The 12,583-nt window shown below is 65.8% G+C and carries 10 protein-coding genes and 1 pseudogene; 7 read left to right on the top strand and 4 right to left on the bottom strand.

The genetic code is table 11. From position 1 onward, the window contains the following. Nucleotides 1-12: 12 nt before the first annotated feature. Nucleotides 13-441, bottom strand: a pseudogene (locus IB234_RS24425) (DUF1302 family protein); the annotation flags it as partial. 171 nt (nucleotides 442-612) lie between these two features. Here IB234_RS24425 and IB234_RS15520 point away from each other — a divergent pair. After that, on the top strand, nucleotides 613-2,208 hold the full coding sequence (locus tag IB234_RS15520) for a bifunctional 3-(3-hydroxy-phenyl)propionate/3-hydroxycinnamic acid hydroxylase (RefSeq protein WP_192319443.1): 1,596 nt from the start codon (nucleotides 613-615) through the stop codon (nucleotides 2,206-2,208). A 64-nt stretch (nucleotides 2,209-2,272) separates the two neighbouring features. Then, nucleotides 2,273-2,905, top strand: coding sequence for a TetR/AcrR family transcriptional regulator (locus IB234_RS15515; RefSeq protein WP_192319441.1), 633 nt, complete (start codon nucleotides 2,273-2,275; stop codon nucleotides 2,903-2,905). Between the two features lie 6 nt (nucleotides 2,906-2,911). Here IB234_RS15515 and IB234_RS15510 read toward each other — a convergent pair whose 3' ends face one another. From IB234_RS15510 to IB234_RS15500, 3 genes are read right to left on the bottom strand one after another with little or no spacing between them, the layout of a single operon-like run. After that, nucleotides 2,912-4,138: an NADH:flavin oxidoreductase/NADH oxidase family protein gene (locus tag IB234_RS15510; RefSeq protein WP_192319439.1), complete on the bottom strand. Its 1,227-nt coding sequence runs from the start codon at nucleotides 4,136-4,138 to the stop codon at nucleotides 2,912-2,914. Nucleotides 4,139-4,141: 3 nt separating this feature from the next. Continuing rightward, nucleotides 4,142-5,338: an amidohydrolase family protein gene (locus tag IB234_RS15505; RefSeq protein ID WP_225580625.1), complete on the bottom strand. Its 1,197-nt coding sequence runs from the start codon at nucleotides 5,336-5,338 to the stop codon at nucleotides 4,142-4,144. 8 nt (nucleotides 5,339-5,346) lie between these two features. Continuing rightward, complete coding sequence (locus IB234_RS15500; RefSeq protein ID WP_192319436.1) at nucleotides 5,347-6,420, bottom strand: amidohydrolase family protein; 1,074 nt, start codon at nucleotides 6,418-6,420, stop codon at nucleotides 5,347-5,349. 257 nt (nucleotides 6,421-6,677) lie between these two features. On the opposite strand from IB234_RS15500, the gene IB234_RS15495 reads away from it, so the two are divergent. From IB234_RS15495 to IB234_RS15475, 5 genes are all read left to right on the top strand, one after another. After that, nucleotides 6,678-7,292, top strand: a complete 615-nt coding sequence (locus IB234_RS15495) for a TetR/AcrR family transcriptional regulator (protein WP_192319434.1) — start codon at nucleotides 6,678-6,680, stop codon at nucleotides 7,290-7,292. 88 nt (nucleotides 7,293-7,380) lie between these two features. Further along, entirely contained in the window at nucleotides 7,381-8,472 is a 1,092-nt protein-coding gene (locus IB234_RS15490) for a VOC family protein (RefSeq protein WP_192319432.1), read from the top strand. A gap of 156 nt (nucleotides 8,473-8,628) precedes the next feature. Beyond that, a complete protein-coding gene (locus tag IB234_RS15485; protein WP_318652033.1) occupies nucleotides 8,629-9,579 on the top strand; it encodes a fumarylacetoacetate hydrolase family protein in 951 nt (316 codons plus the stop codon). Next, the gene (locus tag IB234_RS15480; protein WP_192319428.1) at nucleotides 9,579-11,480 is read left to right on the top strand and encodes an acyl-CoA synthetase; all 1,902 of its coding nucleotides are present in this window, start codon (nucleotides 9,579-9,581) and stop codon (nucleotides 11,478-11,480) included. Before IB234_RS15485 ends, IB234_RS15480 begins: the two co-directional genes overlap by 1 nt. A 37-nt stretch (nucleotides 11,481-11,517) precedes the next feature. Continuing rightward, complete coding sequence (locus IB234_RS15475) at nucleotides 11,518-12,534, top strand: MBL fold metallo-hydrolase (RefSeq protein WP_192319426.1); 1,017 nt, start codon at nucleotides 11,518-11,520, stop codon at nucleotides 12,532-12,534. Nucleotides 12,535-12,583: the final 49 nt, after the last annotated feature.

Genomic DNA, 12,583 nt, shown 5'->3' with positions numbered 1-12,583 from the left:
GGGCTTGAGCCTTTAGGGCATTCCCCAACCCGCTACCGAATGACTGCAATTGGCCGCTCTAAACCTGTCGTATAAGGCTGGAGTCAGCCAATAGCAGACGCTGGCAACCAGCATCGCGTATTTGCATGTTGGTGGGACATCGCTAACAGCCCCACCGTCTACGGATAAGGCGTCCAGCATCTCCGCCCCGGAAGACTGGTCGCCATCTTTGCAATTGTGGTCGTCGATATCCTTGAACAGGCGGCTCTCGTCCTTCAGTTCGAAGTCGTACCAACACTTGCCGCGCACGAATACATCGGTGTCGCTGTACTTCAACTTAAGGTCATGGGTGCCTTTGAAGATTTTCGAGAAGGCTCCGCCCTTCTTGAAGTTCATGTGCCCACCGTCGTTAGCCTGGGTGAAGGCCCGACCAAAGTTGGCCATGTCGATCAGATCCTTGTCCGGACTAGCAGTGGACCCTACTTCCGATCAACCGCGCACTGCCGCCAATTGAGTCGCGGCAAAGCCGCCCAGATAATCTAAAATTATGATTTCAATCAATATTGAATAATTACTCATTTTTAAATATTCTGCGCGAAACACCCTACCCTCCAACAATGACAAGGGGTCCGCATGCGCCACAACGAGAACACCTCTGCACTGCCCGAAGCCGTTGACGTACTGGTGATCGGCAACGGCCCGGTCGGCGCCACGCTGGCAGCCCTGCTCGGCCGCTACGGCGTACAGACCCTGGCGATCGACAAGGTCCACGACATCCTGCTGATGCCTCGCGCCATTGCCCTCGACAACGAGGCATTGCGCATCCTGCAACTGGCTGGCCTGGCAGAGGATGCCTTCGACAAGATCGTCATTCCCGAGGTGCGCATGCACTGCCCCATGGTCGGCCAATTCGGCCGCGCCAACACCAGCGGCAGCCTCGATGGCCACCCCAAGCTGGTGACCTTCTACCAGCCGGACCTGGAGCGCTCGATGCGCGCGCAGTACCAGCGCTTCGACAATGTGCTCAACCTCGGAGGCTTCACCCTGGAAACCCTGAGCCAGGACAGCGACGGCGTCACCGCCACGCTGCGCGGCGAGGACGGCAGCCAGCACCAAGTGCGCGCGCGTTACCTGGTCGGTGCCGACGGCGCCAGCTCACGGGTGCGCAGCCTGATCGGCCAGGACTTCGAAGGCCAGAGCTACAGCGAAGACTGGCTGATCGTCGATGCCGCCGACCGCGAGCAGCAGGCCATCGATCACGTCGAATTCATCTGCGACCACCGCCGTCCCACGCCGCACATGCCCGCACCGGGCGGCCGCGAGCGCTGGGAATTCATGCTCCACGCCGGCGAGAGCCGCGAGGAGATGGAAAGCGATGCGCATATCGCCAAGCTGCTGGAGAAATGGATCAGCCAGGATCAGCTGAAGGTCGAGCGCAAGGCGGTCTACCGTTTCCACGCCCGCTGCTGCGACAGCTTCCAGCGCGGGCGCGTCTTCCTTATCGGCGACGCCGCGCACATCACCCCGCCCTTCGTCGGCCAGGGCCTGGTCGCGGGGCTGCGTGACGCCTCCAACCTGGCCTGGAAGCTGGCCTGGGTCCTCAATGGACGGGCCAATCCGAAGATTCTCGACAGCTACGACGAGGAGCGCCGTCCGCACGCCCAGGAAATGATCGCCCTGGCCAAGCTGATGGGGCGCATGGTGATGCCGAGCAATGCGCCTATGGCCTTCATCGGCCACGGCCTGATGCGCGTCCTACGCCTGGTCCCACCACTACGCCGCTACTTCGAAGAGCTGGAAATCAAGCCGAAGAACAACTTCAAGCGCGGGCTCTTCGTGCCGCGTGCTCGTGGTCGCCGGCTACGTCGTGGCGGGCTCTTCCCCCAGGGACTGGTGCGCAGCGCCAACGGCGCCATCGGTCTCAGCGACGACGCCCTCGGCGACAACCTGACCCTGGTCGGCCTGGGCATCGATCCACGCGCGCAGCTGGATCAGCACACCCAGCAGCAATGGGAGCGCGCCGGCGGCGGCTACCTGCAGGTGGGCCTGCACGGGCAGAAGAGCAAGGCATCGACGCCCTTCGTCGAAGACATGGGCCGGGCCCTGCTCGCCAACGCGCCGCCCTGCTCGCTGGCCGTCGTGCGCCCGGACCGCATCGTCATGCACGAAGGCTCGCAAAAGCACGCCACGACAATGGTGCGCGAAAGCCTGGCCCTGCTGGGCCATTGACCGAAGCTGCGCCGGCGCCGGTGCATCCACTATCATCAGCGCCGGTTCCACCACGAGCATCCCGATGAGCAACTCCGAGCAACCCATCGCCCCCCTGACCCGCGGCCACAAGAAGCGCGCACGCACCCGCCAGAGCCTGATCGATGCGGCGCTGCGCCTGTTCGCACGCAAGGAGGTCGGTGAGGTCGCGCTGCTGGAAGTAGCCAGCGAGGCAGAAGTCGCCAGCGGCACCATCTACAACTACTTCCGCACCCGCGACGAAGTAGTCGAGGCGGTGGGCATCGCCCTCGCCGATGAATTCTCCGAAGCCATCGAGCTGCTCAACGCCCATGTCGACAGCGGCGCCCGCCGCCTGAGCGTGGGCGTACGCATGTTCATCCGCCGCGCCATGAGCGACCCGGACTGGGCCAGCGCGGTGATTCGCGTGGTGCACTTCGACCAGGCGATCCGCTCGAAGATCGCCGGCCATGTGCTCGCCGACCTGCGCGCCGGCGTCGAGGAAGGTGCGTTCAGCTACCCCGACGAAGGCATCGCCCTCGACCTGGTGGTGTCCTGCGGGGTCGGCGGCATGCGCGCAGTGATAGAAGGGCGCGGCGTCGAGCAGCACGACAGCAAGGTCGTCGAGATGCTCCTCAAGGCGCTCGGCGCCACCCCGGCCCGCGCTCGCAAGCTGGCCGAGCAGGCGCTGCCGGGCTGAGCCGACTCAGCGACTGACCCAACGCCGGTACTCGCGCGACTGCCGCTTGGTCTTCAGCTGGTTGCCGAGCAGCGCCAGCAGCGGCGAGGTGCGCGGCCGGGTCGGCTTGCCGCGACTGAGCAGCGCCAGCTGCTTCTTGACGATCGACTGGGTCGCCGCCGCGGCGAAGGCCTTGTTCTTCCAAGCCACCACGATCGGCTCGACGCCAGCATCCTCGCCGGACTGCCAGCGCCGCGGCAGCGCCGGGTCGACCGCCAGCGCGGTCGCCATCCCCAGCATCGCCACCGGCCCTTGCAGCACCTGTTCGGCCACGGCACGGCGGCGGATACCACCGGTGACCATCAGCGGCATGCGCGCAACCGCAGCGATACGCTCGGCAAACTCGAGGAAGTACGCCTCGCGCGCCAGGCTGCTGCCGTCGCGGGTCTGGCCCTGCATCGCCGGACTCTCGTAGCTGCCGCCGGAGAGCTCGACCAGGTCGACCGCCTGCTCGTTGAGCAATTGCACCACGGCTGCCGCCTCGTCGGCATCGAAGCCGCCGCGCTGGAAATCCGCCGAGTTGAGCTTCACCGCCACACAGAACTGCGGCGAAACCAGCGTGCGCACCGCCGCCACCGTGCGCAGCAGGATGCGCGCGCGATTTTCCAGGCTGCCGCCCCACTGGTCGGTACGGCGGTTGGCCAGCGGCGAGAGGAACTGGCTGAACAGGTAGCCGTGCGCAGCATGGATCTGCACCCCGCTGAAGCCGGCGCGCTCGGCGAGCATGGCGGTGTTCACGTAACGCTGGATCAGCTCCTCGATTTCCGCCTCGGACAGCGCGCGCGGCTGGGCGAACAGCTTCTCCAGACCGGGAATGTTCACCGCCACGGCGGAGGGCCCGAGCGCCGGCTGGCCGAGGTCGGCCATCAGCTGGCGGCCGGGATGGTTGATCTGCAGCCAGGCCTGCGCGCCACGGCTGCGGCAGGCATCAGCCCAGGCGGCGAAGCGCGCCAGGTGGCGATCGCTCTCCAGCACCACGCCGGCCGGACCGGTCAGGGCATGGCGGTCGACCATCACGTTACCGGTGATGATCAGCCCGGCGCCGCCTTCGGCCCAGGCGCGGTAGAGGCGAATCAGCGCCTCGCCGGGGGCGTGGTCGGCATCGGCCAGGTTTTCTTCCATGGCGGCCTTGGCGATGCGATTACGCAGCACCTCGCCGTTGGGCAGGCGCAGTGGTTGGAACAGCTTGCTCATAAGTCAGTCCTTCAGGCGCTGCGCCAGGGCAGCGAGCGGTTGGGTGGCGGTCCGCCCCAGCCAGTGCAGGGTGGATTCGGATTGGTAACGCGGTGCGGCAACCACCGTCTCACCGTGGCCGGCGAAGCGTGGGAACAGGCTCAGGGCATGACCACGGGCGATACCGGCGAGCTGCTCCGGCGACCACGGCGAGGCGCTGTCGAGCTCGGTTAGCTGCTGCTCGACAAGGCTCGCCGACGCGAACGGGAAGTCGCTGCCGAACAGCACCTGGCTTGGCGCGACCAGCTCGCGTAGCACCGCCATCGACGGCGCGGCCGGTGCCAGCGCGGTGTCGAAGTAGAAACGCTGCAGGTAGCTCATCACCCCTTGCGGCGCCTGCTCCTGGAACTGCGGCATGGCGTTGGCGAGCGAGATCCGCCACGCCGCGTACGGCAAGAAGCCGCCGGCGTGGGCGAGAATCCAGCGGATGTGCGGATAGCGCTCCAGGGTGCCGGTGAGGATCAGATTGACCGCCGCACGGGTGGTGTCGCAGACGAATTCGAGGAGGAAGCCGGGCGTATCCAGCTCCAGCGTTTGGCTGCTCGGGTGCAAGTTGGGATGGACGAACACGGTTGCCTCGCGGCGATCCAGCTCGGCCATCAGCTCCTCGAAGCGCGGATCACCGAGGAACACCCCGGCGTTGCTGGCGAGCAGCATCACGCCGTCGACCTTGAGCACATCCAGCGCATGAATCGCCTCGGCGCAGGCCTGCTCGGTAGCCGGCAGCGGCAACGTGGCGAAACTGCCGAAGCGTCCGGGATGGCGCTGCACCAGCTCGGCGGCGTACTCGTTGCTGCTCCGCGCCAGATCGCTGGCGACGCGCGCATCACCGAACCAGACGCCGGGCGAAGGCAACGACAGGATCGCAGTCTGCATGCCCTTGGTATCGAGCAGCGCCAGCGACTGCTCCGGCGTCCATTGCGGCAACGGCACCCCGGCCACTCGATCAAGCCCCTGGCGACGCAGCGCCTCGGCGTAGAACGGCGGCAACAGGTGATGATGCACATCGATACGCCCCGCTGCAGGCAGTGCAGTCGCGGGCAGTGCCGAATCAGGTAATTGCTCCGGCTCTCCCGACGCGCCGAGTGCCGGCAGGCCATCGACCAGCAGCGAGGCGCCGGCGAGCACGCCGGCACCGACCATGAATTCTCGTCGTTTCATCTCAAACCTCAGCGACTGCGCACACGCTCGACGAAGGCACCGACCGGGCGGGTCAGGCTGCGCTTCATGCGGCTGGAGAAGGATTCGTCGGCATAGATCGGTGCCGGCGTCATCTGCTCGTCAGCCTGCCGGTACTGCGGAAACAGGCTCAGCGCATGACCACGGTGGATGCCGTAGAGCTGCTCGGCCGACCACAGCGGGTTCTCTTCGAGGGTCTGGCACTGCAGCGTGGTCAGTGGCGCCGGGGCGAACGGGAAGTCGCTGCCGAAGAGGATGTGCGAGGGCTCGACCAGCGCCTTGAGCGCCGCCATCGAGTAGCGCGACGGTGACAGCGCGGTGTCGAAGTAGAAGCGCTTGAGGTAGGCCATCACGCCTTGCGGCGCCTTGTCCTGGAACTGTGGCAAGGCATTGGCCAGCGATACCCGCCAGGCCACGTACGGCACGAAGCCGCCACCGTGGGCAAGAATCCAGCGAATGCGCGGGTAGCGCTCCAGCGTGCCGGTAAGGATCAGGTTGACCGCCGCACGGCTGGTGTCGCAGAGGAATTCGATGAGAAAACCCGGCGCCTGCATGCCCAGCTGCTCGCTGGTCTGATGCAAGTTGGGATGCACGAAAACCACTGCGGCGCGGCGATCCAACTCGGCCATCAGTTCATCGAGGCGCGGATCGCCGAGGAACACGCCGTCGTTGCTGCCGAACACCACCACGCCGTCGGCCTTGAGCACGTCCAGCGCGTGGATCGCCTCGGCACAGGCGGCTTCGGTGAACGGCAGCGGCAACAGGGCGAAGCTGCCGAAACGCTCGGGATGCTGCTGGCAGAGGTCAGCGGAATATTCGTTGCAGGCGCGGGCCAGGTCACTGGCCTGCCCCACACCGCCACCAAGGTGCGCACCAGGCGTGGTCAGCGAGGTGATGGCGCGCTGGATGCCGTTGAGGTCCATCACCTCCAGCGACTTCTCCGGCGTCCACTTCGGCAGCGGCGCGCCAGCATGCAACTGCAGGCCGTGGCGGTAGATGGCTTCGGTATAGACGGGCGGGATGATGTGATGGTGAACGTCGATGCGGCCTTGCTGGATGCTCATTGTTGTTATGTCTCGCAGGCGTTGCCTCAGGCAACAGAACACTTGCGAACAAAATTGAACACCAATGTCCAAATAAATCAAATACCCAAATTTCTGCATATTCCTCTGAAACGCTCACCGCAAAAAATATATTCGTTTAAATTCAATTATTTATTAGATAAGCGCAGCATCAGAAGCGAATAAAAATAAAATTTCGTTGACCAATTTTGGACACATGTGTTCAATTTGAGGTATCTGGAACCTGGAGCCCTAACGTCGTGGAATCTCTCAACTCAGCCCAGCGCCGCATCCACCAGGCCGCACTCCGCCTCTTCGCCGAGCGCGGCGTCAGCCAGGTGAGCATCAGTGACCTGGCTCAGGAAGCGGGTGTTGCCCGCGGGACCATCTACAACAACGTCGAAACCATCGACCATTTGTTCACGCAGGTCGCCAGCCAACTGAGCAAGGAAATGCACGTACGGGTCAGCAAGAGCTTTGCCGACCTCCAGGACCCTGCCGAGCGGCTGGCCAACGGCATTCGTTTTTTCATCCGCCGCACGCACGAGGAACCCCATTGGGGCGCGTTCCTCAACCGCTTCGCGATGAGCGACGCTTCGCTGCGCGAGATGTTCTACAGCCAGGCGACTGCCGACCTGCTGCAAGGACTGCAACAGGGGCGCTACAAGTTTCGCCAGGAGCAACTGATCGCGGTCATCACACTGGTTTCCAGCACCACGCTGGGCGCCATGTTTCTGGTCGGCGAAGGCATCAAGGCCTGGCGTGAAGCGGGTAGCGACACCGCCGAACTGGTGCTCAAGGCTCTGGGCGTAAGCGACGAGGAGGCGCGCCAGCTGGCGACCACCGAGTTGCCCGCCCTTCCACCAGCGGCCTAACCAGCACTCATCGAACATGCCAACGGCCCTGCTCTGCAGGGTCGCAGGGCCCGGCTTTGCCCGAAAAAGGCCTCGGAGAACAACAATAATGACAGCGCAAACCGCTCAACCCACGCTCGCCACGGCCCAGCCGGCGCGCCATCCGCAGCCCACGGTGAAGGCCCAGGCGCTGGCCCACCTGATCTTCGAACGCCCAGACCTGGACAAATCGGCACGCTTTCTCGGCGACTTCGGCCTGCATCCGGTGCGGCGCGATGCCAATTGCCTGTATCTGCGCGGCACCGGCTCGGCGCCCTACTGCTACCGGGTCGCCCAGGCGGACCAGGCGCGCTTCGTCGGCTTCGGCCTGCTCGTGGCCGAACGCTCTGATCTCGAACGCCTGAGCGCCCTGCCCGGCGCCTCGGTCATCGAAGCCCTGAGCACGCCCGGTGGCGGCGAATGCGTGCGGCTTACCGACCCGTCCGGCTTCTTGGTCGAGGCGATCCTCGGCCAGCAGAGCGTGCAGCCCCTACCGCATCGCGCCGCACTGCCGCTCAACGTGGTCGACGAGATTCCTCGCATCAATGCCACGCAGCGCCCACCCATTGCGCCGCCGGAGATCATCAAGCTCGGTCATGTGGTGCTCGAGGTGGCCGACTACCAGGCCACCTGCGCCTGGTACACCCAGCACTTCGGCTTCATCCCCAGCGACGTGCAGGTACTGCCCGATGGCTCGCCGGCGGTGACTTTCCTGCGCCTGAATCTGGGCAATACCCCGGCCGACCACCACACCCTGGCCCTCGCCCAGGGCTTCATGGCCGCCTACAGCCACAGCGCCTATGAGGTGGTGGATGCCGACGCCGTGGGCATGGGCCAACGCGTGCTGCAGGAGCGCGGCTGGAAACATGCCTGGGGCATCGGCCGGCACATTCTCGGCAGCCAGATCTTCGACTACTGGCAGGACCCCTGGGGCGACAAGCACGAGCACTACTGCGACGGCGATCTGTTCACCGTCGAGCAGCCGACCGAGTTGCACGCGGTGAGCCCGGAGGCCATGGCGCAGTGGGGCCAGCGCATGCCCAAGAGCTTTACCAAGCCGGTAATGAACTTCGCCGCCGTGCGCGCCCTGCTGCGCAACCTGCGCCGCAGCCCGGATGTGACCCTGCGCAAGCTGGTCACGCTGGCGCGGATGTTCGGCTAGGCCCACGCCATGCCGCACTGGAGTCGCCGCGATCTACTCAAGAGCGGCGCCGTGCTGGCCGGTGCAGCAGCGTTGCTACCCGCGGCCAGCCTGGCCGCCCAGGAACAACAAAACGCCGCCAGCGAGCGGCCCACCGCAGTACCAGGAGTCGCTTCCATGCCCGTCCATGTCGTCCACTTCGAACACCAGAACACACGCCAGTGGGGTGTCATCCGCGGCGAGCGCATCAGCCGCATTGCCGGCGAGTTCGCCAGCACCGGCGCGCTGATCGCCGGTACGCGCCTGGAGGAGCTGGCCGCGCTGCCGGATGGCGAGCTGACGCTGGGTGAGGTCAAGCTGCTGTCGCCGGTGACCCGTGACCAGCAGTTCGTTTGCCAGGGCGCCAACTACCGTCAGCACATGATCGAGTCGGGTATGGACCCGGACGTGAAGCACTTCAACATGATCTTCACCAAGGCGCAGAGCTGCATCGTTGCCGCCGACAGCGAACTGATCAAACCGCGCGAAGTACGCTTTCTCGACTACGAGATCGAACTGGGCCTGGTGCTGCGTCGCGCCATCAGCAGCAAGGTCGCGGTGACCGAGGCCAACCTGCACGAGTTCGTCGCCGGCGTGGTGATCGTCAACGACTACTCGGCGCGCGATATCCAGATCCCGCAGATGCAGTTCTACAAGGGCAAGAGCTTCCGCACCTTCGGCCCGGTCGGCCCGTTCCTCTGCCTGCTCGGCCCGCAGGACATGGGCTACCTGAAGAAGCTGCAGCTGCGCCTGACCGTCAACGGCCAGGTGCGCCAGCAGGACAGCACCGCCAACCTGGTCTACGGCCCGGCGGAAACCCTCAGCGAGCTGTCCGGTGTGCAGGACTTCTTCGCCGGCGACCTGATCGCCACCGGCACCCCGGCCGGTTGTGCGCTGTCCGTTCCCTCGCCGGGCAAGCAGCGCATCGCCGCACTGCTGCCGGAAGCGACCAAGTGGAAGCTGTTCATGAAGGCCCAGGCCGACCGCAGCCAGTACCTCAAGGCCGGCGATCGGGTGGAAGCCAGCATCCGCAGCGCAGACGGCGTGATCGACCTCGGCGTGCAGCGCAACAGCGTGGTGCAAGGCTGATGGCGGTCAAGAACCTGGCCGATATCGAGGCCATCGAGAGCATCCCGCTCGAACGGCACAACCTGCCGGCCAGCACCTATGCCGCGCTACAACGCTGCGCGGCCAAACATGCCGATGACCCGGCGCTGAGCTTCTTCGTCGACGCCAAGGCCTTCCACGACAGCCACGACTGGAGCTACGCCGAGCTGTTCGCCGACATCACCCGCGCGGCCAACGCCTTCCATGAACTGGGCATCGGTCCCAAGGATGTGGTGGCCTTCCTGCTGCCCAACCTGCCGGAAACCCACTTCACCATCTGGGGTGGCGAAGCCGCCGGCATCGTCATGGCCATCAACCCGCTGCTGGAGGCGGCGCAAATCGGCGAGCTGCTGCGCGCGGCCAACGCCAAGCTGGTGGTGACCCTAGCACCAACTCCAGGCAGCGACCTGTGGCCGAAGCTGGCCAGCCAGCTCGACCACTTGCCGTCCGTACGTGATGTCGTCTGGGTCAGCATGGCGCCCTATGTCGGCGCCCTGCCCGGCCTGGCCCTGCGCTGGCTGGCCTGGCGCGAAAAAAGCCGCCAGCGCGGCCGGCGCATCCATGACCTGCGCAACCTGATGCAGCGCCAGCCCGCTGAGCGCCTGAACAGCGGCCGGCAGATCCGTGGCGAGGAGCACTCCTCGTACTTCTGCACCGGCGGCACCACCGGCCTGCCGAAGATCGCCATCCGCAGCCACGGCTCGGAAGTGTTCAATGCCTGGGCCATGGCCGCCAACCTGCAGCCACGCGAGCCAGGCCAGGTGATTTTCTGCGGCCTGCCGCTGTTCCACGTCAATGGCCAACTGGTCACTGGGCTGATGCCCTGGACCCACGGCGACCGGGTGATCATCGGCACGCCCCAGGGCTACCGCGGCGATGGCGTGATCGCACGCTTCTGGGCGATGGTCGAGCACTTCGGCATCAACTTCTTCTCCGGCGTACCGACCGTGTATTCGGCGCTGCTGCAGCAACCTATCGATGGTCGCGACCTGTCCAGCCTGCAGTACGCGCTGTGCGGTGCGGCGCCGATGCCGCTGGAGCTGTTCCGCGAGTTCGAGCAGCGCAGCGGCGTGCGCATCCTCGAGGGCTACGGCCTGACCGAGGGCGCCTGCGTCTCGTCGAGCAACCCGCCGGAGGGCCAGCGCCCGATCGGTTCCATCGGCCTGCGCCTGGCCTACCAGGACATGCGCGCGCTGATTCTCGACGAGCAAGGTAAGTACCTGCGCGACGCCGACACCGACGAGGTCGGGATCATCGCCATCCACGGCCCCAATGTGTTCGCCGGCTACCTGGATGCCAGCCACAACCGTGGCGTATGGATCGAGATCGACGGCCGCCGCTGGCTCAACACCGGCGACCTCGGCCGCCAGGACGCCGCCGGCTACTTCTGGCTCACTGGGCGCAAGAAGGAACTGATCATCCGCGGCGGCCACAACATCGACCCAAAGCAGATCGAAGAGGCGCTGCAGAGCCACCCGGCGGTGGCGCTGGTGGCGGCGGTTGGCTGCCCCGACGCGCACGCCGGCGAGGTGCCGGTGGCCTATGTGCAACTCACCGCCGGGCAGCAGGCCGACAGCGCCGAACTGCTCGACTTTGCCAGCCGCCAGATCAGCGAGCGCGCGGCTGTGCCCAAGCGCATCGAGATTCTCGACGCGCTGCCGGTCACCCCGGTGGGCAAGATCTTCAAACCGGCCCTGCAGCAGCGCGAGATCGCCCGCGTGGTGCGCCAGGAGGCGGCCGAACTGGGCCTCACTGAGCTGCCCGTGGAAGTGGTGCAGGACGCCCGCCGCGGCCTGGTCGCACAGATCACTGCGGGCCTGCAACGCGACGGCCTGGCCCAGGCGCTGGGGCGCTACAGCTTCCAGATCGACTGGATCAACTGAACACCTAGAACAACGACAAGAACAACAAGGAATGCCTATGCGACACCTGACCCGAATGGCAGCGCTCACGCTGCTGGCCCTCACCCTCGGCGGCTGCGAACGCCTGCAGAACGCCATCATGGATGCCGAGGTCAAGGACAAGACCGACTACTCGCTGACCCAGGACGACGGCAGCATCCGCGTGATTCTCTGTGGCACCGGCACACCGCAGATCAACGCCCCACGTGGCCAGGCCTGCACGCTGGTGTCCGCCGGCGGGCGGCTGTTCCTGTTCGACGCCGGCGAGAACGCCATGCGCAACGTGGAGAACAACCATGTGCCACTGGCGGCGCTGACCCGCGTATTCATCACCCACTGGCACTCGGACCACTTCAACGGCCTCGGCGGGCTGATCAACCACACCTGGATCAACGGCCGCAAAACACCGTTCGAAGTCTATGGCCCGAGCGGCGTCGAGCGCGTGGTCCAGGGCCTGCAGCTGGCCTACCAGGAGGACGTGCAGTTCCGTCACCTGCACGCCCTGCCACCGGTGGCCAGCGCGCTGGGTTTCGCCCAGGCCCACCCGGTGAACCTCGCCGCCGGCCAGGAATCGCAGCGCATCTATGACCAGGGCGGCGTGACCGTCGACGCTTACCGCGTCGACCATCACCCGGTCGATCCAGCCTACGGCTACCTGCTGAGCTACAACGGCAAGAAGGTGTTCATCAGCGGCGACACCCGAGTCAGCGAGCGCTACCTGGCGGCCATGCAGGACGCCGATCTGGTCGTCCACGAGGCGATCAACAGCCAGATGATCCACCTGGGCTCAGCCGCGCTGCAGCGCACCGGCCAACAGGCCAAGGCCACCCAGGCGGTGCGCGTGCTGGAGTACCACGCCGACACCCTGGCGCTGGCCAAGCTGGCCGAGCAAGCCAAGGTTCGCCACCTGGTGCTGACCCACCTGATCCCCAGCCCGACCAACTTCATCAGCCGCAGGATGTTCCTCAGCGGCATGTCCGAACGCTACTCGGGCGAGATCACGCTCGGGGAGGACGCGATGGAAATTCGCCTCTAACCCACACCTGCCAATCCTGCCTTACCCAGGCCGGCGCTCCGGAGCCGGC

The organism is Pseudomonas sp. PDM16 (assembly GCF_014851865.1).
GTDB lineage: Bacteria > Pseudomonadota > Gammaproteobacteria > Pseudomonadales > Pseudomonadaceae > Aquipseudomonas.
This window is presented reverse-complemented; position numbering and strand designations above follow the sequence as displayed.